Annotated in this window: 27 protein-coding genes; 15 read left to right on the top strand and 12 right to left on the bottom strand. The window is 72.9% G+C overall.

The window, feature by feature from the left end:
• Nucleotides 1-17 precede the first annotated feature (17 nt).
• Together Mco01_RS09765 and Mco01_RS09760 are read right to left on the bottom strand one after the other, a co-directional pair.
• A complete protein-coding gene (locus Mco01_RS09765; RefSeq protein ID WP_204056546.1) occupies nucleotides 18-476 on the bottom strand; it encodes a hypothetical protein in 459 nt (152 codons plus the stop codon).
• A 31-nt stretch (nucleotides 477-507) separates the two neighbouring features.
• Nucleotides 508-966, bottom strand: a complete 459-nt coding sequence (locus Mco01_RS09760; protein WP_204056545.1) for a hypothetical protein — start codon at nucleotides 964-966, stop codon at nucleotides 508-510.
• An 80-nt stretch (nucleotides 967-1,046) separates the two neighbouring features.
• On the opposite strand from Mco01_RS09760, the gene Mco01_RS09755 reads away from it, so the two are divergent.
• Together Mco01_RS09755 and Mco01_RS09750 are read left to right on the top strand one after the other, a co-directional pair.
• Nucleotides 1,047-1,775 (top strand): ABC transporter ATP-binding protein, encoded by a 729-nt coding sequence (locus tag Mco01_RS09755; protein WP_204056544.1) that lies wholly within the window; start codon nucleotides 1,047-1,049, stop codon nucleotides 1,773-1,775.
• Nucleotides 1,772-2,506, top strand: a complete 735-nt coding sequence (locus Mco01_RS09750; RefSeq protein WP_036325288.1) for an ABC transporter permease — start codon at nucleotides 1,772-1,774, stop codon at nucleotides 2,504-2,506. Before Mco01_RS09755 ends, Mco01_RS09750 begins: the two co-directional genes overlap by 4 nt.
• 66 nt (nucleotides 2,507-2,572) lie before the next feature.
• Here the strand turns inward: Mco01_RS09750 and Mco01_RS09745 are convergent, their stop codons facing one another.
• The gene (locus tag Mco01_RS09745) at nucleotides 2,573-4,144 is read right to left on the bottom strand and encodes an alpha/beta hydrolase (RefSeq protein ID WP_204056543.1); all 1,572 of its coding nucleotides are present in this window, start codon (nucleotides 4,142-4,144) and stop codon (nucleotides 2,573-2,575) included.
• Nucleotides 4,145-4,368: 224 nt separating this feature from the next.
• Here Mco01_RS09745 and proC point away from each other — a divergent pair, with 224 nt between their 5' ends.
• Nucleotides 4,369-5,163 carry a pyrroline-5-carboxylate reductase gene (gene proC / locus Mco01_RS09740; RefSeq protein ID WP_036325289.1) on the top strand — a complete coding sequence of 265 codons (795 nt, stop codon included), beginning with the start codon at nucleotides 4,369-4,371 and terminating at the stop codon, nucleotides 5,161-5,163.
• Here the strand turns inward: proC and Mco01_RS09735 are convergent.
• From Mco01_RS09735 to Mco01_RS09715, 5 genes are read right to left on the bottom strand one after another with little or no spacing between them, the layout of a single operon-like run.
• Nucleotides 5,145-5,567 carry a 4Fe-4S dicluster domain-containing protein gene (locus Mco01_RS09735; protein WP_204056542.1) on the bottom strand — a complete coding sequence of 141 codons (423 nt, stop codon included), beginning with the start codon at nucleotides 5,565-5,567 and terminating at the stop codon, nucleotides 5,145-5,147. The genes proC and Mco01_RS09735 overlap by 19 nt on opposite strands.
• A complete protein-coding gene (locus Mco01_RS09730; protein WP_204056541.1) occupies nucleotides 5,564-7,156 on the bottom strand; it encodes an FAD-dependent oxidoreductase in 1,593 nt (530 codons plus the stop codon). Before Mco01_RS09730 ends, Mco01_RS09735 begins: the two co-directional genes overlap by 4 nt.
• Complete coding sequence (locus tag Mco01_RS09725; RefSeq protein WP_204056540.1) at nucleotides 7,153-8,154, bottom strand: ABC transporter substrate-binding protein; 1,002 nt, start codon at nucleotides 8,152-8,154, stop codon at nucleotides 7,153-7,155. Before Mco01_RS09725 ends, Mco01_RS09730 begins: the two co-directional genes overlap by 4 nt.
• A complete protein-coding gene (locus Mco01_RS09720; protein WP_204056539.1) occupies nucleotides 8,151-8,564 on the bottom strand; it encodes a 4Fe-4S dicluster domain-containing protein in 414 nt (137 codons plus the stop codon). Before Mco01_RS09720 ends, Mco01_RS09725 begins: the two co-directional genes overlap by 4 nt.
• On the bottom strand, nucleotides 8,561-10,198 hold the full coding sequence (locus Mco01_RS09715; RefSeq protein ID WP_204056538.1) for an FAD-dependent oxidoreductase: 1,638 nt from the start codon (nucleotides 10,196-10,198) through the stop codon (nucleotides 8,561-8,563). The genes Mco01_RS09720 and Mco01_RS09715 overlap by 4 nt, the downstream gene beginning before the upstream one ends.
• Before the next feature lie 344 nt (nucleotides 10,199-10,542).
• On the opposite strand from Mco01_RS09715, the gene Mco01_RS09710 reads away from it, so the two are divergent.
• The 10 genes from Mco01_RS09710 (at nucleotide 10,543) to Mco01_RS09665 (ending at nucleotide 19,984) form a co-directional block, all read left to right on the top strand.
• On the top strand, nucleotides 10,543-11,934 hold the full coding sequence (locus Mco01_RS09710) for an efflux RND transporter periplasmic adaptor subunit (protein ID WP_204056537.1): 1,392 nt from the start codon (nucleotides 10,543-10,545) through the stop codon (nucleotides 11,932-11,934).
• Nucleotides 11,931-12,641 (top strand): ABC transporter ATP-binding protein, encoded by a 711-nt coding sequence (locus Mco01_RS09705; protein ID WP_204056536.1) that lies wholly within the window; start codon nucleotides 11,931-11,933, stop codon nucleotides 12,639-12,641. The genes Mco01_RS09710 and Mco01_RS09705 overlap by 4 nt, the downstream gene beginning before the upstream one ends.
• Nucleotides 12,638-13,822 (top strand): ABC transporter permease, encoded by a 1,185-nt coding sequence (locus Mco01_RS09700; RefSeq protein WP_204056535.1) that lies wholly within the window; start codon nucleotides 12,638-12,640, stop codon nucleotides 13,820-13,822. The genes Mco01_RS09705 and Mco01_RS09700 overlap by 4 nt, the downstream gene beginning before the upstream one ends.
• A 103-nt stretch (nucleotides 13,823-13,925) precedes the next feature.
• On the top strand, nucleotides 13,926-15,089 hold the full coding sequence (locus Mco01_RS09695) for an acetoin utilization protein AcuC (RefSeq protein WP_204056534.1): 1,164 nt from the start codon (nucleotides 13,926-13,928) through the stop codon (nucleotides 15,087-15,089).
• Between the two features lie 55 nt (nucleotides 15,090-15,144).
• Nucleotides 15,145-15,924, top strand: coding sequence for a phosphatase (locus Mco01_RS09690; RefSeq protein ID WP_204056533.1), 780 nt, complete (start codon nucleotides 15,145-15,147; stop codon nucleotides 15,922-15,924).
• A 311-nt stretch (nucleotides 15,925-16,235) separates the two neighbouring features.
• Nucleotides 16,236-16,439, top strand: a complete 204-nt coding sequence (locus Mco01_RS09685; RefSeq protein ID WP_030456159.1) for a helix-turn-helix domain-containing protein — start codon at nucleotides 16,236-16,238, stop codon at nucleotides 16,437-16,439.
• 207 nt (nucleotides 16,440-16,646) lie between these two features.
• A complete protein-coding gene (locus Mco01_RS09680) occupies nucleotides 16,647-16,745 on the top strand; it encodes a 30S ribosomal protein bS22 (RefSeq protein ID WP_018654693.1) in 99 nt (32 codons plus the stop codon).
• Between the two features lie 71 nt (nucleotides 16,746-16,816).
• Nucleotides 16,817-17,830, top strand: coding sequence for an NAD-dependent epimerase/dehydratase family protein (locus tag Mco01_RS09675; RefSeq protein ID WP_204056532.1), 1,014 nt, complete (start codon nucleotides 16,817-16,819; stop codon nucleotides 17,828-17,830).
• A gap of 97 nt (nucleotides 17,831-17,927) precedes the next feature.
• The gene (locus tag Mco01_RS09670) at nucleotides 17,928-18,866 is read left to right on the top strand and encodes a lysophospholipid acyltransferase family protein (protein ID WP_204056531.1); all 939 of its coding nucleotides are present in this window, start codon (nucleotides 17,928-17,930) and stop codon (nucleotides 18,864-18,866) included.
• 89 nt (nucleotides 18,867-18,955) lie between these two features.
• The gene (locus Mco01_RS09665; protein ID WP_204056530.1) at nucleotides 18,956-19,984 is read left to right on the top strand and encodes an alpha/beta fold hydrolase; all 1,029 of its coding nucleotides are present in this window, start codon (nucleotides 18,956-18,958) and stop codon (nucleotides 19,982-19,984) included.
• A 95-nt stretch (nucleotides 19,985-20,079) separates the two neighbouring features.
• On the opposite strand, the gene Mco01_RS09660 is transcribed toward Mco01_RS09665, so the two are convergent.
• The 3 genes from Mco01_RS09660 to Mco01_RS09650 form a co-directional block, all read right to left on the bottom strand.
• Nucleotides 20,080-20,949: an HAD family hydrolase gene (locus tag Mco01_RS09660; protein ID WP_036325295.1), complete on the bottom strand. Its 870-nt coding sequence runs from the start codon at nucleotides 20,947-20,949 to the stop codon at nucleotides 20,080-20,082.
• Nucleotides 20,950-21,014: 65 nt separating this feature from the next.
• On the bottom strand, nucleotides 21,015-21,716 hold the full coding sequence (locus tag Mco01_RS09655; RefSeq protein ID WP_204056529.1) for a DUF5667 domain-containing protein: 702 nt from the start codon (nucleotides 21,714-21,716) through the stop codon (nucleotides 21,015-21,017).
• A 105-nt stretch (nucleotides 21,717-21,821) separates the two neighbouring features.
• Entirely contained in the window at nucleotides 21,822-22,469 is a 648-nt protein-coding gene (locus Mco01_RS09650) for a sigma-70 family RNA polymerase sigma factor (RefSeq protein ID WP_204056528.1), read from the bottom strand.
• Nucleotides 22,470-22,671: 202 nt separating this feature from the next.
• Between Mco01_RS09650 and Mco01_RS09645 the strand changes: the two genes are divergently transcribed.
• Nucleotides 22,672-24,204 (top strand): hypothetical protein, encoded by a 1,533-nt coding sequence (locus Mco01_RS09645; RefSeq protein ID WP_204056527.1) that lies wholly within the window; start codon nucleotides 22,672-22,674, stop codon nucleotides 24,202-24,204.
• A gap of 7 nt (nucleotides 24,205-24,211) precedes the next feature.
• Here the strand turns inward: Mco01_RS09645 and Mco01_RS09640 are convergent, their stop codons facing one another.
• A complete protein-coding gene (locus Mco01_RS09640) occupies nucleotides 24,212-24,460 on the bottom strand; it encodes a glutaredoxin family protein (protein ID WP_204056526.1) in 249 nt (82 codons plus the stop codon).
• A gap of 183 nt (nucleotides 24,461-24,643) precedes the next feature.
• Here Mco01_RS09640 and Mco01_RS09635 point away from each other — a divergent pair, with 183 nt between their 5' ends.
• Nucleotides 24,644-25,342 carry a redox-sensing transcriptional repressor Rex gene (locus Mco01_RS09635; protein WP_036325299.1) on the top strand — a complete coding sequence of 233 codons (699 nt, stop codon included), beginning with the start codon at nucleotides 24,644-24,646 and terminating at the stop codon, nucleotides 25,340-25,342.
• Nucleotide 25,343: the final 1 nt, after the last annotated feature.

Below are 25,343 nucleotides of genomic sequence, written 5' to 3'. Positions count from 1 at the left end.
GTGGAGGTTCGCGCTGGTCAGCGGGCGCCGTCGGCCAGTCTCCTGGACCCCAGCCTCTTCTTGAGGGCGACGGTGGCCGTCTTCCGGACGGCGATGGCGGGGCAGACCGCGTGGGCGGCGGAGGGCTTGGCGCCCTCCCAGATCGTCACGACCACCTTCCTGGCCGTCTCCCTGACGGACACGTGGTCGAGCACGGTGCAGGGGGCGACGCCGGACCACCAGGTGAGGCGGACCTTGCGGCCGTGTGCGACCGGCGTGGCCGAGGACCAGCGGACCTTGTGCACACCGACGGTGCGCCGATGGCGGCCCGCGGCCGAGGGCGCCGCCGCCGTGAAGGCGGAGGCCGGGGCCGTGAAGGCGGAGGCGGTGACGGCGGTGACGGTCGCCGCCGATGAGCCGAGGGCCGGCGTGAGAGGGGCGGCCGTGACCGCCAGGACCGTCAGAACCGCTGTGGTGGCGCCGCGAAGGGTCCGCATGCTCCTTGGACGGCTCGCGCGCCCGGCTGGTTCACGAGGCGGCGCCGTCGACCACCTTCCGGGCGCCGAGCGGCGACGTCAGGGCCACCGTCGTCGTCTTCTGGATGGCGATCTCGATGCAGGCCGCGTCGGGGGAGCGGCGGTCCTGGCCCTCGTACAGGGTCACGACGACCTCGTCCGCGCTCTCCTTCACCTCCACCCGGTCGAGGACCGAGCAGGGCTCGACGCCGGACCACCAGACGAGCCGCAGGCGCGCGCCGTCGTCCACGGGGGTCGCGCTGAGCCATGTGACCTTGTGCGTCCGCAGCGTGTGCCCGACGGGCGTCACGGGCGACGGCGAAGGCGTCGCGGCCGGCGCGGCCGAGCTCGCGGGGACGCCCACGGGCTCCCCGGACGGGGTGGTCGGGACGGAGGACGCGGTCGTCGTCGAGGGGGTCTCCCCGCAGGCGACCGCCATGGACAGGAGTGCCACGAGCCAGAGCTTCCTCATGTTCTGTAGACGGGCCACGGGCCCGCCTGGTTCAGCGGGGACACGTTGACGTCACCCTCGCGACCGGTTAAATTCAACGCATGATGAATTCGGTCGGGCCCGCGATAGCCGTACGGGATCTGCGGGTGTCGAGGGGTGGCGTCGAGGTGCTGCACGGGCTGACCTTCGACGTGCCCCGAGGTGAGGTGACGGGCCTGCTGGGCCCGAGCGGCTGCGGGAAGACCACGCTCATGCGCGCGATCGTGGGCGTCCAGATCGTCGCCGGAGGCGAGGTGACCGTCCTCGGCGAGCCGGCGGGCAGTCCCCGGCTGCGGCGGCTGATCGGCTACTCGACGCAGAACCCGGCGGTCTACCGGGACCTGTCGGTGCGGGAGAACCTGCGCTACTTCGCCGCCGTGCTCGGCGCGCCCAAGGACGACGTCGAGCGCGTCCTGGAGGAGGTCGGCCTCACCGGGGCGGCCCACCAGCTCGGCGGCTCGCTGTCGGGCGGCCAGCTCAGCCGGGCGAGCCTCGCGGTCGCCCTGCTCGGCTCCCCGGAGCTGGTCGTGCTCGACGAGCCCACGGTCGGGCTCGACCCGGTCCTGCGGCAGGAGCTGTGGCGGCTGTTCCACGGCCTCGCCGATCGCGGGGTGACGCTGCTCGTGTCGAGCCACGTCATGGACGAGGCCGCCCGCTGCGAACGGCTCCTCGTGCTGCGCCAGGGGGAGATCCTCGCGGACGGCACACCGGACGGGCTGCGCGAGCGCACCCGGACCACGGATCTGGAGGAGGCGTTCCTGCGCCTCGTCGAGGAGAGGGCGGCGGCATGAACCCGGCGATCACGATCGCGACGGCGCGCCGGATCATGAACCAGCTGCGCCACGACCACCGCACGGTCGCGCTCATGGTGCTCGTGCCGACGCTGGTGATGATCCTTCTCTACTACGTGATGGACGACGAGAGGTCGTTCGCCATGTGGGCCCCGATCCTGCTGTGCGTGTTCCCGTTCCTGGTGATGTTCCTGGTCACCTCGATCGCCACGCTGCGGGAGCGGACGTCGGGCACGCTGGAGCGGCTGATGGCCTCGCCGCTCGGCAAGCTCGACCTGCTGCTCGGCTACGGCATCGCGTTCGGGCTGATGGCCTGCGTCCAGGTGGCGCTGGCGCTGACCGTCTCGCTGACCTGGCTCGGGCTCGACCTGCCCGGCGACCTGTGGCCGCTGGTGCTCGTGGCGCTGCTCAACGCGCTGCTCGGCACCGCGCTCGGCCTGCTGTGCAGCGCGTTCGCCCGCACCGAGTTCCAGGCCGTGCAGTTCATGCCGATCGTCATGATCCCCCAGATCCTCCTCGGCGGGATCCTGGTGCCCCGCGCCCAGATGGCGGCGCCGCTGGAGTGGATCTCCGACGTCCTGCCCATGTCGTACGCCATCGAGGCGATGAGGGACGCGGTCGTCGGCGGAGACATCGGCGGGGAGTTCTGGCGCGACCTGCTGATCGTGGCCGGGGCCGCGCTGCTGGCCCTCGTCCTCGGCGCCGCCACCCTGCGCCGGCGCACGCCGTAGGGGCTCCGCGCACGGGAGAGCCCCCGGTCCTCGACGGACCGGGGGCTCTTTCGTACGAGTGGGGTGTCAGCGCTCGCCGGGCACCCAGTCGTCGTCCTGCGCGGCCGACGACTTCATCAGCGTCGTCGCGGAGGCCGGCGGGACCGGGTCGGCGAACGGCGCGCAGTGCACGTCCGGCCCCGGCTTGCTCGCCGGCAGCGTGCCGTCGGACAGGTACGCCTTCCAGATGTCGTCGATGCAGGCGTTGCCGCGGCCGGTCAGGCCGTGGTTGCCGCCGCCGTCCATGACGACCAGCCGGGAGTTCGGGAACCGCTTGTGCATCTCGACGCCGCCCTGGTACGGAGTGGCGGCGTCCTTGGTGTCCTGGAAGAACAGCGCGTTCTTGACCTGCCGGCCGTCGATGCGCTGCTCGTGGGTCACCCGGACGGGCCAGTAGGCGCACTGGGCGTTGAACCAGGCGTTGCCCCACGTCAGGAAGGGGGCGGTCCGGTACGACTGCCACCAGTCGCGGTGCCAGGTGCCCCAGTTGCGCGGCCACTTGGCGTCCGAGCACTCGACGGCCGAGTAGACGGCGAAGGAGTTGTCGTCGCCGCTGCTGTCGCCGTACGTGGCGTACGCCGCGAGCAGGGGCGCGGTCTCGGAGGCCGTGACGTAGCGCGACAGTGCGTTGGCCAGCAGCGGCCAGCGGCTCTTGAGGTAACCGCCCGCGAGGTAGGTGTCGTCGAACTCGTCCGGCCCGACCCGGCCCTCGGCCGGCGCGGCCTTCAGCTTGGCGCGGGCCGCGTAGAACGCCTTCTCGACATCGGCCCCGGTCGTGCCGAGGTGGTACGTCGCGTCGTACGTGGCGATCCAGGCGAAGAAGTCCTTGGCCCGGGCCTCGAAGGCGTGGTTCTGGTCGAGGTTGGCGTCGTACCACACCCGCTCGGGGTTGACGATGCTGTCCAGGACCAGGCGGCGGACCTTGGTCGGGAACAGGGTGGCGTACGTGGCGCCCAGGTAGGTGCCGTAGGAGTACCCGACGTAGCTGATCTGGCTCTGGCCCAGGGCCTTGCGGATCTGGTCCATGTCCGTGGCCGCGTCGACCGTCGTCATGTGGTCGAGCAGGTGGCCGTACGTCTTGCCGCACGCCTCGGCGTAGCCCTTCGACCGCTTGACCCAGGCCAGCTCCTCGGCGAGGTTGGACGGCACGTAGTCGGGCCGCACCGGGTCGAAGAAGTGGACGTCGCAGCGGAGCGCGGGCTCGCTGGAGCCGACGCCGCGGGGGTCGAATCCGATCAGGTCGTACTTCGCCGCGAGGGCGGCGCCCAGCCGCGTGGTCATGACGGCGGGGTAGGCGAGCCCGCTGCCGCCCGGTCCGCCGGGGTTGAACAGCACGGCGCCCTGGTAGTTCGCGGTATCGGTCGCCTTCTTGCGGGAGACCGCGATCTTGATCTTCTGGCCCCGGGGGTTGCCGTAGTCGAGGGGGACCTCGACCATCGCGCACTCGATTCCGGCGGGAAGGCCCTCGCACTGGGCCCACTGAGGAGCGGGAGGAGTGTAGTCGGAGGCATGCTGGGCACTGGCCGTCGCGGGTCCCGCGACCAGCAGTCCGGTGAGCCCCAGGCCGGCGGTGGCCAGCGCTGTGAGGATTCTCTTCACGTAAACCCCTTCGACGCCGGCGGTTCCTCCGTTGGAACCGGCTTATGGCACCATCCGGTAGATCCTCCGCATAAAGCCGGTATAAGGCGACGGATGTCCTCGGTTGGTTGTGAAACCGCAACATTCAGTTCGGCGATCGTGTGAAGTCCGCGTTCCCGCGCACCGGCGCGCCCTCGGTAAGCTGCGAGGAAGATCCCCGGAGCCCACGTCGGTGAGGTGCAGCCATGATCGCGATACTCGGGACCGGCAAGATGGGCGAGGCCCTCATGTCCGGGCTGCTGCGCGCCGGGCTCGGGCCGTCCGAGGTCATCGCCACCGCCCGGCGTCCTGAGCGGGCCGAGGCGCTGCGCGAGCGGTACGGCGTGCGGGTGGCCGGCAACGCCGAGGCGGCCGAGGAGGCCGACACCCTGATCCTCGCGGTCAAGCCGCAGGACATGCACACGCTGCTCGCCGAGATCGCCCCGCACGTTCCCGGCGGACGGCTGGTCATCTCGGTCGCGGCCGGCATCACGACCGCCTTCGTCGAGGCGCGGCTCGGGGAGCAGGTGCCCGTCGTCCGCGTCATGTCGAACACGCCGGTGCTCGTCGACGAGGCCATGAGCGTGATCTCGGCCGGCGCGCACGCGGGCGAGGAGCACCTCAAGCGCACCGAGGAGCTGCTCAGCCCGGTCGGCAAGGTCCTGCGGATCCCGGAGTCCCAGCAGGACGCGGCGACCGCGCTGTCCGGCAGCGGCCCGGCGTACTTCTTCTATCTGGTCGAGGCCATGGTCGACGCGGGGATCCTGCTGGGCATGCCGCGCGCCGCCGCCCTCGACATGGTCGTCCAGTCGATCGTCGGAGCCGCGACCATGCTGCGCGACTCCGGTGAGCACCCGGTGATCCTCCGCGAGGCCGTGACCTCCCCCGGCGGGACCACGATCTCCGCCATCGCGGAGCTGGAGCGCCACCGGGTCCGGGCCGCGTTCCTCGACGCCATCGAGGCGGCCCGCGACCGCAGCCGTCAGCTCGCCTCCGGCTGACGTTCCGAGACCCCGGCGTCATCTCCGGAGGCGTCCGTCCGGGACGGGCCTTCGCCTCCGGAGGCGGCCAGACGGGCGGTGAAGACGAAGTTCTTGTCGAGCCGGCTGCCCGGCGTGCGGCCCCGCCCCCAGCCGATGACGTGGCGGTAGCGGCCCATCGCGCCCGACGCGACGAGCGCCGCCTCGTCCGTGTACGGCGAGCCGGCCGGGGCCGGGCCGGCGAGCGGGGCCACGAAGAGGGCGTCCGCGGGACAGTGCGCCTCGCACATGAAGCACGTCTGGCAGTCGGGCTGCCTGGCGATCACCGGCACCCCGTCCGTCCCGGGCTCGAACACGTCCATCGGGCAGACCTTGACGCAGATGTCGCACCGCACGCAGCGGTCGCGGCTGACGATCTCGATCACGCCGTCACCTCCCGGGTCTCCTCAGCCGCGGTCCAGATCTCGTCTAGGCCGCCCACCCGGACGCGGTGGGCGAGCCGGGGGTCGGCCGCCGGCCGGTCGACCCGCTGGTGCATGCCGCGCGACTCCTCCCGGGCGAGCGCGGCCCGGTACATCCAGCGTCCGTGCGCCACCATGGCCGCGGCCTGCCTGGCCCGCAGGGCCTCCCGGCCCTCGCCGGTCAGGTGGGCGGCGACCGACGTCCACAGCCCGTCCAGCGCGCCGAGGGAGCGCCGCAGCCCCTCCGAGGAGCGGAAGTAGTTGCGGCCGAGCGGCAGGATCTCCTCCTGCACGGCCCCGACGACCTCGGCCGCGTCCGGACCGCCGCCGGCCGGGCCGTACGGGCGCAGGCCCGCCCGCCCCGCCGCACGCGGCCTGTCCGCACGGCGCTGCCTCGCGGCGAAGGCCGCGGCCGCGGCGCCCGCCCAGGTGCCGGAGGAGACGGCCCAGGCGCCGTTGTGGCTGCCGCCGCCGCTGACGCTGCCCGTGATGAGCTCGCGCGTGGCCACGTCGCCCGCCGCGTACAGGCCGGGGACGGTGGTGGCGCAGTCGTCGCCGGTGACCCGCAGGCCGCCGGTCCCGCGTACGGTGCCCTCGAACACCAGCCGTACCGGGTAGGACTGGGCGAAGGGGTCGATGCCGGCCTTATCGAGGGGCAGGAAGTAGTTGGGCTGCGCCTGGCGCATGGCCTCCCGCAGGCCCGGCGGGGCCTTGTCCAACCGGGCGAACACCTGCCGGCCGTCGGCGAGCATCCGGGCGATCGGGCGCCGGGCCGCCGTCATGTCCCCGACGTCCAGCCTGTCGCCGTCCTCGTCGTAATAGCTGGCGAACTGCATCATTAGGCCCTTGGTGTGCGAACCGTACGCGGGGGACAGGGCGTAGGCGTTGGAGAACTCCATGCCCGACAGCTCCGCCCCCAGCTCGGCCGCCATGAGGTGGCCGTCCCCCGTGTCCACGTTGAGCCCGAAGGCGCCGGACAGGAACGCACACCCGCCGGTGGCGAGGACGACCGCCCGGGCCCGGGCCTCCCAGCGCCCGCCGCCCTGCTGACGGCGGATCCCCGCGGCGCCCGCGACCGCGCCGTCCGCGTCCGCGAGCAGCTCCAGCGCGGGATGGTGATCGAGGATGAGCACGCCGCTTCGGTGGACCCGCCGCCGCATCCTGCGCATGTACTCCGGTCCCTGGAGGCTGCTGCGCCGTTCCACCCCGGCGTCGTCCACCGGGAACGGGTAGCCCCAGCCGGCGAGCCGGTTGATCTGGCGGTAGGTCTCGTCGAGCACCCGGGCCATCCACCGGCGCTCGGTCAGCCCGCCGGCGATGGCCTCGCGCCGGGCCATCGCGTCCTCGCGCAGCGCGAGGTCGGGCGGCACGTACCACAGGTTGTTGCCGCCGGAGGCCGCCGACCCGCTGGTCCCGCAGTAGCCCTTGTCGGCCAGCACGACGACGGCGCCCGCCTCGGCCGCCGCGATGGCCGCCCACGCCCCGGCGGGGCCGCCGCCCAGGACCAGCACGTCGGCGTCCCGTACGAGATGCGGGGCAGCGGACGGGCTCATCCCCGCGCTCCCGGGGCGATCCACTGGTCGATGGAGAAGTCGGACTTCACGAAGCCCTGCTGGACGAGGAACCTCTTGGTGCTCTCCAGCAGCGCCAGCCCCTGCTGGGTGAACGGCTCCTCGGGGAGCTGGCTCCGCACCGTCGTCGCTTTCACGACGTCGGGGGGGAAGCCGCCCACCTTAACCGAGAAGGCCAGATAGCCGTCCCAGTTGGCCTTGACCAGCTTGGTCCCCTCCCTCTGGGCCCGCTGCCACACCTTCACGAAACCGGGATGGCGGTCGAGGAAGGAGTCCGGCACGATGGTGACGCTGGTGCCCAGGTAGGCGGGATGGTCCTTGGAGGCCACGTCGATCACCGGATAGCCCTTCGCCCGCAGGGCCTCCAGGTTCGCGGCCGGGAGGGCCGCCGCGTCGATGTCCCCGTGCTCCAGCGCCGCCTCCATGTCGCTGTTGTAGAGGTGCAGGACCGCCTGCGGCCGCACCTTGGCGTCGCCGAGCGCGCCCAGCAGGTAGCGGTGGATGTAGGACCCCTTCTGCACGGCGACCTTCCGGCCCGCGAGCTCCGCGAGCGACGCCGGCCCGCCCTGCTTCTTCGTGACGATGCCGGCGTCGAGGCCGACCGTGGCCTGCGCGATCAGCCGGCTGGACTGCCCGGTGCCCCGCGCCACCAGGGCCGGGGTGTCGCCGTACGTCGCGACGTCGAGCGCGCCCGACACGAGCGCCTGGTTGAGGTCGGGGCCGTTCGGGAACGTGTACGTCTTCACCGCGGCGACCCCCGCGGGGGCCAGCAGGGGGATGAGCTTCCTCACGCTGTCCAGGTAGCCGAACACGCCTGTCAGCCTGTTCCCGGTGCCGATCACGCCGATCCGCAGCGTGTACGGCGTGCTCGCGCCGCCCGAGGGGGCTCCCGTCGCGGCGTCCCGCCCGCAGGCCGACAGCGCGGCGGGCAGCGCCAGCGCGGCGGCCGCCAGGAGGACGAACGATCGTCGCGTCGTCATCGGTGCTCCTTCTCGGAGACGGGACGGGAGGGGGACCCGGAGGCGGCCGGCCGGGAGGATCCGGAGGCCGGACCGGACGGACCGGGCAAATCGGGGCCGACCGCGAGGAGGGCGCCCGGCGTGCGGCCGCGGCCCCAGCCGATCTCCCTGCGGTAGGCGCCGAGCAGGCCGGACGCGACGAGGTGCGCCTCGTCGCGCAGCGGTGAGCCCGCCTCCACCGGCTGGGGGCTGGGCGCCACGAAGAGCGCGTCCACCGGGCAGTACGCCTCGCACATGAAGCACGTCTGGCAGTCGTGCCGGCGGGCGATCACCGGAACGCCGCCGGGGCCGGAGTCGAAGACATTGGTGGGGCAGACCTGGACGCAGCGGTCGCAGCCGACGCACCGCTCGCCGGAGACGACCTCGATCACGACGCCGCCCGCAGGTGATCGGCGTACTCCTGCGGGCCGACCGGCGCGACCGGGTCGGGCCGGACCCGGATCTCGTCGAGCCCCTCCACGAGCAGGCGGCGCCGCCACGACTCGTCGGAGCCGGGAAGGTCCTCCCGCTTGTGCATGCCGCGCGACTCCTGCCTCGCCAGGGCCGCGGTGTACATCCACCGCGCGTGGGCGGTCATCGCGGCGGCCTGCCTGGCGTGGACCGCGCCCGCGCCCGTGCCGTACAGCGAGGAGCGGACCCGGTCCCACGTGGCGTGCAGGTTCGCCAGCGCGGGCCCGAGCCGGTCGCCGTGCCGCAGGTAGTTCTTCTCGTACGGGTGCACCTCGGCCTGGACGGCGGCGACGACCTCGCGGTACCCGTCACGGGCGGCGGGACGGCCGGTGGGCCGCAGTCCGGCGCCGCCCGCGGGGATGAGGGGACGGCGCGAGGCCGAGGGCGCGAGCGCCGCGGAGAACCGGGCCGCGCCCCGCCCCGCCCAGGTGCCCGAGGAGATCGCCCACGCGGCGTTGTGGCTGCCGCCCCCGGTGAAGCCGCCGCACACCAGCTCGCGGGTGGCCGCGTCGCCCGCCACGTACAGGCCGGGTACGGAGGTCGCGCATTCGTCGTCCGCCACGCGGATCCCGCCCGTCCCGCGCACGGTGCCCTCCAGTAGCAGCGTGACCGGGAAGAGCCGGGTGAACGGGTCGACGCCCATGCGGTCGAAGGGCAGGAAGAAGTTCGGCTGGCCGAGCCGCATGGCCCGCTGGACGTCGGGGCCGGCCCGGTCGATGCGGCAGTAGACCTTCTCGGTCAGCAGGGTACGGGCGATCACCGACCGGCCCTTCTGGCTGCCCGCCCCTTCGAGCACCGTGCCGTCCTCGCGATAGAACGTCGCGAAGGAGTAGTACGCCGTCTTGGTCACGGAGGAGAACTCCGGCGCGATGGCGTAGGCGTTGGAGAACTCCATGCCCGACAGCTCCGCGCCTGCCTCGGCCGCCATGAGTGCCCCGTCCCCGGTGTTGACGTCGCAGCCCAGCGCGCGGCTGAGGAACGCGCAGCCACCGGTGGCGAGTACGACGGCGCCCGCCCTGACCCGGTACGGCCGGTCACGCTGCCGCTGGTAACCGGCGACGCCGGCCACCGCGCCGTCCTCGTCCGTCAGCAGCTCGACGACCGGGCTGTGGTCGAGGATCCGCACTCCGGCGCGGCGCAGCAGGATCCGCATCCGGCGCATGTACTCGGGCCCCTGGACGCCGCGCCGGACCTGCCCGCCCTCGCCGTCGGGAGGGAACGGGTACCGGCCGGCGTCCGCCAGCTCGCCCATCCCCTCGTACGTCTGGTCGAGCACGCGGGCCATCCAGTGGCGGTCGGCGAGGTGGCCGCCGAGGGCCTCCCGGGAGGCCATGGCCCTCTCCCGTTCGGCGGGACGCGGCGGCACGTACCACACCCCGGTGCCCGCGGAGGCGGTCGCGCCGCTGGTCCCGCAGTAGCCCTTGTCGGCGAGGACGACATCGGCGCCCGCCTGCGCGGCCTTGTACTCGGCCCACGCGGCGGCGGGCCCGCCGCCCGCCACGAGGACGCCGGCGGACAGGTCGAGCGGGTCGGACGAGGTGCCGGTGACGGTCACGGAACTCCTCCTGAGGGGAACTCTTCACGGCAGGGATCGGATCGGGAGCGCGCCGAGGCCGCCGGTACGGCGAATCGGTGGCAGTCCAGACGGGAAGCGCCGGGCCCGCGCATGCCGAGGTGTGCCGCCCGCGAGCGGACGACGTCGTTGAGAACGCGACAGAGGATGTCGAACGCGGGCGTTACCGCCCGTTCAGCGCCGAAGCCGACATCGGGGAACGAGAGTGGACGTCTCGGCCATGTCTATGACCATAAAGACGAAATAACCTAGTGTCCAGGGGGATAATAAGGGGAATTCGTAGCGCCGCGGAGGAGGCCGCTTTACCCCGGCTTTACGATTGCCGGGTGGCGTTACGTCGCGGGATCCTCCCGCTTGTCATCGTCCTTCTGGCCGCCGGCTGCACCTCCTCGGAGCCGCCCAAGACGCAGCTCGGAACCGTCACCCGCACCGCCGTCAGTGAGGTCGTCGAGGCCCCGGCCACGGTCGCCGCGCGGGCCACGGCGACGCTGACCGCCCCCGCGTCCGGGACGATCGTGAAGCTGTACGTCCAGGACGGCGACACCGTGAAGAAGGGCCAGATCCTGGCCAGGATCGGCTCCCCGCAGGCGAAGGAGCAGCTCGCGGCGGCGAGGAAGGCCGACAGGCAGGCGTCCCGGCCCGTCTCCGCCGTCCCGGTGGCCGCGTCGGTCAGCCTGCCGCGGCTGCGCCTGCCGGGCGCGCTCGACGCCCGGGTGGCCCGCTGCTTCGCCCAGGCGAGGAAGGCGGCGCGCTCGATCGGGGACAAGGCGGTCAGGGCCCGGCTGCTGTCCGCGATCGACGCGGCCGAGGCCCAGCAGCGCGCCCAGCAACGGGCGCTGAGCCAGGTCGTGGACGGCCTGAGCCGGTCGATCGACCAGGTGCTCGCCCAGGTGACCGGGCAGGTGGGGGCCGGGCTGAGCGGACTGACCGCCTCCATGACGTCGCTCCAGGCCGCGTCGCGGGCGCAGACCAGGACCGCCGTACGGGCGGCGCAGCGAACCGTGGACGCCCTCACGGTCAAGGCGCCGTTCGCGGGCGTGGTCACGCTCGGCGGCGCCTCGTCCTCGACCGGCGGCGCGGCCGGGCTGAGCGCGCTGATCGGCCAGCTGCCCGCCGGGGCCGGCGAGCAGGCCGCGTCGGCCGTGGCCGCGCCCACCGGCCGGTCGGCCGGGGTGATCGCGACCGGCGTCCCGGTCACGGCGGGGGACCCGGTCGCCACCGTCACCGACGTCTCCGCGCTCTCGCTGTCGGCCGACGTGGACGAGACCGACGTCCTGCTGGTCAGGCGCGGGACGCGGGCGACGGTCGAGCTCGACGCGGTGACCGGCGCGACGTACACGGCCACCGTGACCGGTGTCGGCGTGACGCCCAAGGAGGGCGCGACGGGCGGGGTCAGCTACCCGGTGCGCCTGCGGCTCGGGGCGGGCGCCTACGACGACGGCGGCCCGGCCCCGGCCCCCAAACCCGGCATGAGCGCCGTGGTCCACCTCGCCGTGCGCGAGTCGCCCGACGCGACCGCCGTTCCGGCCTCCGCGATCGTGACCAGCGGCAGGGAGACGATCGTCTGGGCCGTCAGGGACGGCAGGGCCGAGCGGCGGGTGGTCAAGCTCGGCGCCCAGGGCGACGCGGTCGTCGAGATCCTGAACGGGCTGTCGCCGGGCGAGCGGGTGGTCGTGAAGGGCGCCGACACGGTCCGGACCGGGCAGTCCCTGACGTGACCGCCCCCGAGCCGGCCGCCGCGTTCGAGGCGGTGGACCTGCGGCGCTCCTACCAGCTCGACGGCGTCTCCGTGGACGCGCTCCGAGGGGTCGACCTGCGGATCGGCCAGGGGGAGTTCGTGGCGATCGTCGGCCCCTCGGGGTCGGGGAAGTCGACGCTCATGCACCTGCTCGGCTGTCTCGACCGGCCGACGTCCGGCGTGCTCCGGGTGGGCGGCGTCGATGTCGCGACGCTCGACGACACCCGGCTGGCCGAGCTCCGCAACCGGACGATCGGCTTCGTCTTCCAGTCGTTCCACCTGCTGGCGCGCACGCCGGCGCTGGACAACGTGGCCCTCCCGCTCGTCTACCGGGGCGTACCGAAGGCGGAGCGGCGGGCCAGGGCGACGGCGGCGCTGCGGGCGGTCGGCCTCGGCCACCGGCTGGGTCACCGGCCGTCCCAGATGTCGGGCGGCGAGCAGCAGCGCGTCGCGATCGCGCGGGCCCTGGTGGGGGACCCGAAGGTGGTGCTCGCCGACGAGCCGACCGGCAACCTCGACACCCGGAACGGCGAGGAGGTGATGGGCCTGCTGGAACGGCTCAACGCGGACAGCGGGGTGGCCGTCGTCCTGGTCACCCACGAGGCGGAGGTGGCGGCCCGGGCCCGCCGGCGGATCCACGTGCGTGACGGCCTGGTGGAGGCCGACAGCGGCGGTGCGGGCCGATGAGGACGGCCGAGGCCCTGCGGATGGCGCTGGAGGCCCTCCGGGTCAACCGGCTGCGCAGCACGCTCACCATGCTGGGCGTGGTGATCGGCGTCCTCGCCGTGGTGATCCTCGTGGCCATCGGCACCGGGGCGAAGAACGCGGTGGAGAAGGAGATCGCGGGGCTGGGCAGCAACATCATCCTCGTGGTCCCCGGTCAGGTCGGGCTGGGCGCGGCCCCCACGCAGAGCCGCCTCGACCTGTCGGACGTCGCGTACGTGCGCCGGGTCGTCGGGGACCCCGCGAAGGTCACGGTGGCCGTGAACTCCGGGGAGCCGGTGCGCGTGGGCCGGACCGAGGTGTTCGCCACGCTGACCGGGACGGACCAGAACCTGCCGAACATCTTCGACCGCCCGCTGCGCCGCGGCCGGTACCTCAGCGCCACCGACGTCGACACCCGCAGGAGGGTGGCGATCCTCGGCGCCGAGGTGGCGGCCAAGCTGTTCGGCGACGTCGACCCCGTCGGGCGGCAGGTGACGATCGCGGGCGTGCGCTTCCGGGTGATCGGCGTGTACGAGACCGTGGGGTCCACCTTCGGGGTGGCCCGCGACCAGGAGGTGCACGTCCCGGTCACCACGGCCCAGCGGCTCATCGGGCTGCCGAGGATCAACGGCATCGCCATCGGCGCGTCCGGCCCGGACGAGATCGAGCCGCTGCAGCGCCGCGTCGTGGCGGCACTGGACGCCCGCTATCCGGACGAGAAGTTCTCCGCCGTGACGCAGACGCAGCTGCTCGGCACGATCGGGACCGTCCTCACCATGCTGACCGGCGTGCTCGCGGCGATCGCGGGCATCTCGCTGCTGGTGGGCGGGGTCGGGGTGTCCAACATCATGCTCGTCAGCGTCCGGGAGCGGACCAAGGAGATCGGCCTGCGCAAGGCCCTCGGCGCCCGGCAGCGCGACATCCTCGGGCAGTTCCTCATCGAGGCCGTGCTGCTGACCACGATCGGCGGCCTGATCGGCATCCTGCTCGGTGTCGGGGGCGCGCTGCTCATCCAGGAGCTGTCCCCGGTGCCGGCCGCGATCACCTGGTGGTCGGTCGCGCTCGCGTTCGGGGTGTCGGCCGGGGTCGGGGTGTTCTTCGGCGTCGCCCCGGCCCGCCGCGCCGGCCGTCTGGACCCCGTGGTGGCCCTGCGCGCCGAGTGACCGTCCACGTCCGAACGCCGCCCCCCGCAGGCGGGAGGCGGTGTTTCCGCGGCGTGTCGGGCGGATGAACGGCGGCCGCGGGCGGTGCTGTACCGTCGCGGTCATGAGTCAGGCGGTGCGGGTCGTCTGGGACGACAGGCTGGTTTCGTACGACTTCGGCCCCGGCCACCCGCTGGCGCCTGTGCGCGTCGAGCTGACCATGGAGCTCGCCCGCGACCTCGGCGTGCTCGACGGGGCCGACGTGATCGGATGCGCGCCCGCCACCGACGACGAGCTGGCCCTCGTCCACAGCCGGGACTACATCGCGTCGGTGAAGGAGGTCTCCCGGACCGGCCGGCCGGACCTGCGGCACGGGCTCGGCACCGAGGACAACCCGGCGTTCGCGGGCGTCCACGAGGCCTCGGCGCTGGTCGCCGGCGCGACGCTGGCCGCCGCCCGGGCCGTCTGGTCGGGCGAGGCCGAGCACGCCGTCAACGTCGCCGGGGGGCTGCACCACGCGATGCCGGCCGCCGCGAGCGGCTTCTGCGTCTACAACGACCCCGCGGTCGCCATCGCCTGGCTGCTGTCCCAGGGCGCGTCCCGGGTGGCGTACGTGGACGTGGACGTCCACCACGGCGACGGGGTGCAGGCCATGTTCCTGGACGACCCCCGGGTGCTCACGATCAGCCTGCACGAGAGCCCGCGGACCCTCTTCCCCGGCACCGGCTTCCCCCACGAGACCGGCGCAGAGGGCACGGCGGTCAACGTGGCCCTGCCCGCGGGCTGCGGCGACACCGGCTGGCTGCGGGCCTTCCACGCCGTCGTGCCGCCGCTGCTGCGGCACTTCGCGCCGGAGGTGCTCGTCACCCAGCAGGGATGCGACAGCCACGCCCTCGACCCGCTCGCCCACCTCATGCTGAGCCTGGACGGCCAGCGGACGGCGTACGCGGCGCTGCACCGGCTGGCCCACGAGACGGCCGGCGGCCGGTGGATCGCCGTCGGCGGCGGGGGCTACGAGCTGGTCCAGGTCGTGCCGAGGGCGTGGACCCACCTGATCGCCGAGGCCCTCGGACGGCCGGTGGAGCCGGCCACGCCGACCCCGGCGAGCTGGCGGGCCCTGGTCGAGGGGCGGACGCGCGACGTCCCCCCGCTCACCATGACCGACGGGCGGGACCCTCAATGGCGTGACATTTCGGAAGGGTACGATCCAGCCGACGCCGTGGACAGGGCTGTGATCGCGACGAGGAACGCCGTGTTCCCCTTCCACGGCCTGGACCCGATGCCGTGAGCCTCGTCGCCTGAGGCGGCGGAATCACGCCGAGACGAGGAGCGCTGAACCTGACGTGACCTCTCCCACCCGCGCCGAACTCCGCGAGCACCTCGTCAGGACCGCCATCGCCGGCGACGTCGCCACCAGCCGCGAGAACAACCTCGACCACTACCGGTCGCTCGCGCTGCGCGACCCGCACTACATGTTCGGGCTCAGCTTCGAGGGCGAGTGGTCGTTCCGTCAGATCCTGGAGTTGATGTCCGAAAAGGCGGGGGTGGTCGCCGATCCGGCGCACCGCGAGGGCCAGGACGTGATCGACCCGGACCGGACCATCGACGCGGCCGAGGAGATGGCCGACCGGATCGCGAAGGTGCTCCGCCGGGGCGCGCCCAGGGTCGCCGTGGCCACCGGGCACCCCACCGGCCTGCTCACGGTCCACCTCGCGCTCGCCCGGTTCGCCGCCGCCAACGGCGCGGTACTGGTGACCCCGGCCGAGGGGTGGACGTACATGGGCGGGGGGATCGGCCGCCGCAGGCGCATCCGCTACCTGGACGGTGTCGCCATGGTGGAGGACCGGGGCAGCTTCGTCCACACGCACGACCCGCACCCGATGCGGGCGATGCTGGCCGAGGAGCGGCCCGACTTCGTGATCGCCGACCACGGCTGGGCCGGGGCGGCAGGCGAGGCGGGGGTCGAGACGGTCGGCTTCGCCGACAGCAACGACCCGGCGCTGTTCGTCGGCGAGGCCGAGGGCAAGATCGCCGTGACCGTCCCGCTCGACGACAACGTGCCGCCGCGCCTGTACGCGCCGCTGACCGCCTACCTTCTGGACCGTGCCGCCCGGAGCCTCTGAACAGGATCCGGACCTCCCAAATCGGGCGTTTCGCGCCCACTTTTCCACCCATGTGTCCACCGTTTGCCAACTTTTTTGTGATCCTGGGCGACTCTTATGTGAGAGATGTTGGTCCGTTCCAAGGTTGAGGCGAGGGGCACGGCCCGGCTGCTGCCAGCGATTTTCTCGATTTTGACGGCACATGGCTCCGGAGACTGATGAAATGGGGGGTTTGCCTACACGGAGTCCGGACTTACGCTGACGGCAGTACACGTGCGTGAGCGATGGCACCAGTGGGGATAACCCGGAAACACGTGCGGAAGAGGCGTCCGATGGGTGCAGGCGAAAGACCTCTCAGCGAGGTGAAGTTCTTGACGGTGGCCGAGGTGGCGACCGTCATGCGGGTGTCCAAGATGACGGTGTACCGGCTCGTGCACTCGGGCGAGTTACCGGCCATCCGGGTCGGCCGTTCCTTCAGAGTGCCCGAGCAGGCGGTACACGACTACCTGAGAGACGCGTTCATCGAAGCAGGGTGACGCGTATCCAGAGCCGCGGCGGAGGGAGCCCGCCTCGCCGGAGGCGAGGCAGAGGGCGCAGGGCCATGCCGTGACGGGCGCATGGCCGACTCGCGGCCACGCGGGGTCCCCCGGGAGGAGCGATCTACCGTGGATCGCCGGTAGGCTGTTGAGCCGGTGTGCGCGTGCGCGCCGGTAAGACATCCATCACCGTCACCTGGGGGTCCCGTGGGCTCTGTGATCAAGAAGCGCCGCAAGCGCATGGCCAAGAAGAAGCACCGCAAGCTGCTGAAGAAGACCCGCATCCAGCGGCGTAACAAGAAGTAGTCGAGACGGCGCGCGCACCGGTCCCGAGGGACCGGGCGACCGTGCCCTCGCGCACCCCCAGCGAGGCGACGATGGCTCGTACCGTTCTCGTCACCGGGGTCTCCCGTCACATCGGCGCCCGTGTGGCGAGCGCCCTTGCGGCGGATCCGGAGATCCACCGGGTCATCGGAGTGGACACGGCGCCGCCGCCGTCCGCGACCCTGGACGACGGCGCGCTGCTCGGCCGTACGGAGTTCGTCCGGGTCGATCTGCGAAGTCCCGACGTCGCCCGGGTCATCAGGGCGGCGGACATCGACACCGTGGTGCACCTCAGCCTGGTCAGCGGCCCTTCACACAGCCGCACGGCCATGAAGGAGCACAACGTCATCGGCGCCATGCAGCTGCTGGCGGCCTGTCAGCGGTCCGACACGGTGCGCCGGGTGGTGATCCGCTCGACCACGGCCGTGTACGGCTCCTCGCCGCACGCCCCGGCCGTGTTCACCGAGGACACCGAGCCCGTCGACGGCGCGCGGTCCGGCTACGAGAAGGACGCGTTCGAGATCGAGGGGTACGTCCGCGGCTTCGCCCGGCGGCGTCCTGACATCAGCACGACCGTCCTTCGCTTCGCCAACTTCATGGGCCCGGGGGTCGACTCGCCGCTGACGCGGTACTTCTCCCAGCCCGTGCTGCCCACGGTGCTGGGCTTCGACCCGCGGCTGCAGTTCGTCCACGAGGACGACGCGGTCGAGGTGCTCCACCGGCTCGCCGGGGAGGACCACCAGGGCGTGTTCAACGTGGCCGGAGACGGCGTGCTGCTGCTGTCGCAGTGCGCGCGGCGCGCAGGCCGGCCGGTGGTGCCGGTGCCGTCCCCGGCGTTCGGGCTCCTCGGCGGGCTCGCGCGCAGCGCCGGGCTGGTGGACTTCTCCCCGGAGCAGATCGCCCTGATGAGCCACGGCCGGGCGGTGGACACCGGGCGGATCGCGGCGGAGCTGGGGTGGCGGCCGAAGTACACGACCGCGGCCGCGTTCGACGACTTCCTGGCGTCGCGCGGGGCGTCGCCGGCCGACGTGCTCGGCGTGCTCGGTGGCCTGCTGCGCAGGCGATGACGCCCCCGGACCTCCGGGGACCTCAGGTGCCCGCGGGTGCTTCCCGGCCCGGGAGGCGGCCCGCGGGCGGAAGCGATGGTGAGGACGTGAGCACACCGTGAGCGCGACGACGGCCCCGGGCGGGCCGTCCGAGGACGGCGCCCAGATCATCCCCCTGCACGCGGCCACCGGGCGGGAGGACGGGCCGCCGGGCGACCGGAACGCGGACGACCGGCTGGCCGAGGTGCTCGCCTTCCTCCGGCGCAGGCTCGCCGGGGAGTACGAGATCGACGAGTTCGGCTTCGACCCCGACCTGAACGACACGGTGCTGCTGGAGCTGCTGCGCCCGCTCTACCGGCACTGGTTCCGGGTGGAGACCGTCGGGCTGGAGAACGTCCCGGCCGACTCGGGCGCCCTCGTGGTGGCCAACCACTCCGGCACGCTCCCGATGGACGCGCTGATGCTGCAGGTCGCGCTGCACGACGAGGCGCACCGCCCGCTCCGCCTGCTCGGGGCCCACCTGGTCTACCAGCTTCCCGTGCTCGGGCACCTGGCCCGCAAGTCCGGGCACACGCTCGCCTGCCGGGAGGACGCCGACCGGCTGCTGCGCAAGGGCGAGCTGGTCGGGGTCTTCCCTGAGGGCTTCAAGGGCATCGGCAAGCCGTTCTCCGAGCGGTACCGGCTGCAGCGGTTCGGCCGCGGCGGCTTCGTGGCCTCCGCCATCCACGCGGGCGTGCCGATCATCCCCTGCGCCATCGTGGGGGCCGAGGAGATCTACCCCAAGATCGGCGACTTCCGCTCGCTCGCCCGGCTGCTCGGCCTGCCGTACCTGCCGATCACCCCGTTCTTCCCCTGGCTCGGCCCGTTGGGCCTGGTCCCGCTGCCGTCGAAGTGGATGATCTCGTTCGGGGAGCCGATCCGCACCGACGAGTACGGCCCGGACGACGCCGACGACCCCATGCTCGTCTTCGACCTGACCGACCACGTGCGGGAGACGATCCAGGGGCAGCTCGACGCCCTGCGCCTGCGCCGCGGCCCGGCCTTCCCCGTGGCGTGAGGGGACCGCGACCTATTGGTCGCGGGGTCTAACAAAGCGACCTACTGGTCGGTATGGTGTGCTCACCACTTCCCCCGAGGAGAGCGACCATGGCCGATCGGCGTACCGCCGTGCTCGCCGGGCTGGCCGTGGGCCTGGCCCTGGGCGCCGCCCGGCGGCGGGCGAGAGCCGTACGGGAGGGGGGCCGGCCGGCGCTCGGCGGCGTGCGCGGCCGCGCCCTGACGGTCACCACGGACGACGGCGTGCGGCTCGCGGTCGACGTCGAGGACCACCCGGACCCCGAGTTCGCGGTCGTCTTCGCCCACGGCTGGGTGATGAGCCGCGACTGCTGGCACTTCCAGCGGGAGGCGCTGGCGGGCCGGGCCACCCTCGTCTTCTACGACCAGCGGGGACACGGCGAGTCGTCGGCCTGCTCCGTCGACGCCTGCACGATCGACCGGCTCGGCGACGACCTGGCCGCCGTCATCCGGGAGGCCGTGCCGGAGGGACTGCCGGTCGTCCTCGTGGGCCACTCGATGGGCGGCATGACGATCATGGCGCTCGCCGCGCGGCACCCCGGCCTGGTCGCCGGCCGGGTGGTGGCCGCCGCCCTGCTCAGCACGTCGTCGGGCATGCTCGACCGCGCCACGTTCGGCCTGCCGGGGCCGCTCGGGCGGCTCGCCCCGCGGGTCACGCCCCTGGTGTTCGAGCGCATGCTGGCCCGGGCCGCGGTGATCGACGGGCGTCCCGCCCTGAAGGCCCGCGCCAACCTGCCGGTGACCCGCTACGTCGCCTTCGGCAGGGGCGCCGGGCGGCGCCACGTGCGGTTCGTCAACGCCATGGCCGCCGCCACGCCGACCGAGGTCATGGTCGGGTTCTTCCGCGACTTCCGGGTGCACGACAGGCGGGCGGCGCTGGCCGCCCTGCGCGAGGTCGAGACGCTCGTCATGGTGGGCGAGAACGACCGGCTCACGCCGCCCGTCCACAGCCGGCGGATCGCCGAGGCCCTGCCGGACGCCCGCTTCGTGGTGATCCCGGTCGCCGGGCACATGATCGGGCTCGAACGGCCCGGCCGGGTCGGCGCCGAGCTCACCGCCCTCCTCGCCCGGGCTCGCGCCCGCCCCGCCGTCGCGGGCTGAGCGGGCCCGCCCTACCCGCGGCCGTCATCGGGCGGCCCGGCCCACCCGCGGCCGTCATCGGCCGCGCCCGGACCCCGTACGGCCCGGGGGCGCGTTCAGAGGACCGAGCGGTAGTGGCGGCGCAGCGCGATGCCCGCGGCGATGCCGCCCGCCACCGCGCCCGCGGTCGCGGCGATCGGCAGGCCGATCAGGGTGGCCTTGCGGCCGGTGCGGAAGTCGCGGACCTCCCATTCGCGCTCCCGGGCGAACTCGCGCAGCTCGCTGTCGGGGTTCACGGCGTACGGGTGGCCGACGAGGGAGAGCATCGGCAGGTCGTTGGCCGAGTCGCTGTAGGCCGAGCAGCGGGACAGGTCGAGCCCCTCCCGCCGGGCCAGCGCCCGGACGGCCTCGGCCTTGGCCGGCCCGTGGAGGAGGTCGCCGACCAGGCGCCCGGTGTAGGCGCCGTCGGCGGTCTCGGCGACCGTGCCGAGCGCCCCGGTGAGGCCGAGCCGCTGGGCGATCACCCGGGCGAGCTCGACGGGGGTGGCGGTGACGAGCCACACGCGCTGCCCGGCGTCGAGGTGGGCCTGGGCGAGGGCGCGGGTGCCGGCCCACACGCGGTCGGCCATCACCTCGTCGTAGATCTCCTCGCCCAGCCGGACGACCTCGTCGACCTTGAGCCCGGCGACGAACGCGAGGGCCATCTCCTTGGCCCTCGCGATGTGCTCGGGGTTCTCGCTGCCCCGGACGCGGAACCACGCCTGCCCGAGGGCGAACTTCATCAGGTCCTGCGTGGTGAACAGCCCGCGCGCGGCGAGGCCGCGGGCGAAGTGGTAGATCGAGGCGCCCCGCATCATCGTGTTGTCGACGTCGAAGAACGCCGCCGCGGTCAGGTCGGGCACCACCGCGGGCGCCGAGACGGCCGCGGCGGCCGCCACCTCACCGGCGATCTCCGCCGCGACCCGCCGTCGCAATAGCCGCCTCATGGGTCATCAGCTTAACGGCCGGCCCTTGCCGCAGAAGGGAGCAGGCGTGAGCGGGGCATGTCGTGTCAACGTCCGGAAGCCGTCATCGTATCGATGTAACTCAGGTATTGATTGGCCTTGTCGCGATTTTCCCTGTCGAGCTTGGGGAGCAGCGGCTCCACCGTCGTGTGTTGCTCGCGGGCGAATCGACGGGCCTCGCCGGAGGCCTCGCCCCTGCGCTCGACCCGGCTCAGCGCCGCCCGGGTGGTGCTCTCCATGTCGTCGAGCGTCTGGGTGATCAGGTCGTGCCGCCCGGGGCTGCCGGCCGTCAGCAGCGACGCGGTCTCCTCCGCCCGCTGGCGCGCCGCGTCCATCTCCCGCTGGGCCCGCTCCTCGTCGTCGTACGCCAGGGACAGCACAGTCGATTCGGCGGCCCGCTTGAGCGGGTAGAGCACGTCGCCCGGCAGCGCGTGGTGCGTGCGCACGCCGAGGCCGAACATCGTGACCAGCAGCGCGGCGAACACCAGCGCGGGCCGCATCCGCACGAGCAGGGACGGTCGCCGGCGACGGGGGGCGTGGGCCGCGGGAGTGGGGGGAGCGGCGGCCGCGGCGGCGGCCCGCTCGGCGGCGTGCGTGCGCAGCAGCTCCTCGCGCAGGCCGGCGCGGAACTCGGGACGGGGACCTGGGCCGAGCAGCGAGCGGAGCCCGGCGAGGCGCGCCACCACCCGTGCGCCGGTGCGCGTCGCCCACCCGCCGCGCCACCAGCGCGAGGGTCGCCACCAGCCCATGAAACCGCTCCCGCCATCCCCCGCTTGGTGAACTGGAGATCCTTGTGAAGATCCACCCCTGCCACATGCCCAACGACGGCACGCCGGAAATGGTTACGGCAGGAGTCAGCCCAGATCCTTCGGCAGGGCCCGGGCGAGGGCCTTGATCGCCCGGAACTGGAGCGCCTTGATCGCCCCGCTCTTCTTGCCCATGATCATCGCGGTCTCGGCCAGCGACATGCCGTGCAGGAACCGCAGGATCACGCACTCCTGCTGCTCGGCGCCCAGTTGCTTGATCGCCTGCATGACGTGCTCGTTGACCATGTTGGTCACGACCGCGTTCTCCGGGATGTGCGGCCCGTCGAGCGGCGTGTCGAGCACCTCGGCCGTCGTCACCTCCAGGCGGTTGCGGCCGGACTTGAAGTGGTCGGTCACGAGGTTGCGGGCGATGGTCACCAGCCAGGCGCCGAAGTCGCGGCCCTGCCAGGTGAAGTCGGTGATCCCGCGCAGGGCGCGCAGGAAGGTCTCGCTCGTCAGGTCCTCGGCCAGCGCGTGCCCGCCCACCCGGAAGTAGACGTAGCGGTAGACGAGGTCGACGTAGTGGTCGTAGAGCATGCCGAACGCCTCGCTGTCGCCCGTCTTGGCGCGCAGCACCAGCGTCCGCATCTCGTCGTCGTGTTCGCGCTCGCGCGCGGCGGGCTCGGCGGAACGAACGGTCCGCGCTGCCTCGGCGGCTGGAGGGGACAGTCCGGCCAACGGCCACGTGTTCGGCATCCGGTTATCCCATGGGGGAAGGGGAGTCGGCGTGCTCGAACACTCTAGAAATCAACGGGAGATAACACAATCCGTCTGAGCACAGTAATAACGTGCTGTAACGGGACTCGCACGGATGTGGCCCGCGGACGTCACGCGAAGGGCAGGTCAGGGGGCACCGGCTACCCGTGCGATGGCAATGTCCGGCAGCATGGGGTCCACCATGGACGTCCTTGTCGCCATCCTCGCGTTCGCCGGCGCGCTGCTCGCCGGCATCACCACCGGCGTGCTCATCGGCCGCCTCCGTGACGAGGCCGCCGGCTGGCTGATCGCGTGGAGCATCGCGACGGGCGCGCTGGCCCTGTCGCTGGCCGCGGTCGCCGTCGGGCATCTGGCCGGGTTCGGAGGCGTGACCTTCCGGGCCTTCCAGATCACCGGCTCGCTGCTCGCGCCCCTCTGGCTCACCGTCGGCGTGCTGCAGTTACTCGCGGAGAAGGCCACCGCGCGGTTCACGTCGTGGCTGCTGGGGATCGCCCTCACGATCGTGGGCGCGGTGATCATGCTGCTCGACCCGATCGTCGGCGGCTTCACCAAGGACCTGCCCGCGGGCCCGCCCCACTGGGACATCTGGCCCGAGTGGCTGCTGCGCGGCGTGCACATCCTGGTCATCTTCCTGCTCCTGGTGGCGCTGGCCATCGCGCTGCTCAGCTGGCGCGACGGCGACGACTTCGACGTCGACAACATGAACGCGACCGTGGTGCTCGCCCCGGCGGGCATGGCGCTGTCCGCGTCGCTCGAGCTCACGCTCCCCGGCGTCGTGGTGGTCGCGCTGATGGGCGTGGCGGCCGGGGGTGTCTGGTACGCCGTCGCCCGGCCCCTCGCGCCGTACGACGACGAGGACGACGAGGACGGGGACGAGGACGACGACTGGCGGGGACGGCAGTCCCAGGGCCGGGGCCGCCGCGGCGCGGACGGCGGCGACGGCGGGGCGACGGCCGCCTCCCCGATGCCGGCCGGGTCGTCCGCCGCGTCACCCCGCCGCTCGGGTCTGGGCGACCTGGTGGCGGAGTACCGGGCCGGCGAGCAGGGCGAGGTCGACTACGCGGCCCGCATGCAGCCCGGCGACCGCTCGTTCGCCGCCCGCGCCAACCCGGCGGACGGCTACCAGGCCCGCATCCCGCAGGCCGACGACTTCGGCGGGCCCGCCACCGGCCAGCTCCTCCCGGCCGATCCCTTCGGCCAGGGGCGACCGGCCGAGTACGGCATGCCGGCCGCGCGTCCCGACCAGGAACGGGGGATGCCGGCCACGGGCGCGGTCTTCCCTGGGGCCGAGGCGCCGCCTCCGGCCGACCTGGCCGCCAGCTTCGGGGTGGGCTTCAGCAGGTCGGCCGCCAAGCCCAGGCCGGCCGGCGGCTCGGTCAAGCCGTCTCCCTCCATCTACGGCCTGCTCACGGTCTTCACGCTGCTCGACGGATCGGGCGACGCGTTCGACAAGCTGGCCGAGGAGACGGTCGAGGCCGTCCAGCGCACCGAGCCCGACACACTGATCTTCGTCTGCCACGGTGTGAAGTCCGCCCCGCTCCAGCGGATCGTGTACGAGCTCTACCGCGACGAGGTCGGCTTCGCCGAGCACCAGCGCCAGCCCCACATGGAGCGCTTCGCCACCGAGCGCGTGCCCTTCGTCCTGGCCGCCAACGTCATCGAGCTCACCGTCAACGCCGCCAAGGTCGTCCCGCTCCCCACGGCCCTTCTCTAGGGGGCGATCAGGCCGTGAGCGCGGCCCGGAGGCGGGTCTCGTTCACGCGCCAGTAGTCGTGCTGGACGCCGTCCACGAGGACCACGGGGATCATCTCGCCGTACTCGGCCATGTCCTCGGCTGAGGCGGTGATGTCGCGCTCCTCCCACGGGACGCCGAGCTCGGCGGCCACCCGCTCGACCACGGCCCTGGCGTCGTCGCACAGGTGGCAGCCGGGCTTTCCGAGCAGCGTGACACGGTGATCGCGAGGACTCATGACGTCACATTATTCCCCCGGAGGCAGGGCCGGATTCGCGACTGAGCCCCGATCCTGGGACAGTGGACGTACGCCCGACTTTGTGCGTGGGTTCACAAAGGCACTAACCTGTTGTACATCCGTCGCATCCGCTCGTGCGGCCGGGAGGCGCACCGGCCGCCCGTCCCCCTGGAGCACCGGCCAGTGATCCGCCGTATCCCGCAGGCACGCGACCGCGGCATTCCCGACGCGACCGTCGCGAGGCTGCCGCTCTACTTGCGCGCCCTCAACGGGCTCGCGGAGCGGGGCACGCCCACCGTCAGCTCCGAGGATCTGGCGCTGGCGGCCGGGGTCAACTCGGCCAAGCTCCGCAAGGACCTGTCGCACCTCGGGTCGTACGGAACGAGGGGCGTCGGCTACGACGTGCAGTATTTGATCTACCAGATCTCACGTGAGCTTGGTCTCACTCAGGACTGGGCCGTGGCCATCGTGGGCGTCGGTAACCTCGGGCGCGCCCTCGCCAACTACGGCGGGTTCGTGTCCAGGGGGTTCCGGATCGCGGGGCTGCTCGACGCCGATCCGCGCGTGGTGGGCGACCGCATCGCCGGTCTCGTCGTGGAGCACACCGACGAGCTGGAGGCCGTGATCAAGAAGCGCGGGGTCTCGATCGTGGTCATCGCCACACCGGCGACGGCCGCCCAGCAGGTCTGCGACCGGGTCATCGCGTCCGGCGTCACGAGTATTTTGAACTTCGCCCCCGTCGTCCTGGCTGTGCCGGACGGCGTGGATGTACGTAAAGTCGATTTATCCATCGAACTGCAGATACTTGCGTTCCACGAGCAGCGCAAGGCTAACGGAGGGCCCATCATGGCCGAGGAGTGGCCGGACGGGGTGGTCATGTGAG

It is taken from the genome of Microbispora corallina, from assembly GCF_016863035.1.
In the GTDB taxonomy this organism is placed as follows: domain Bacteria; phylum Actinomycetota; class Actinomycetes; order Streptosporangiales; family Streptosporangiaceae; genus Microbispora; species Microbispora corallina.
This window is presented reverse-complemented; position numbering and strand designations above follow the sequence as displayed.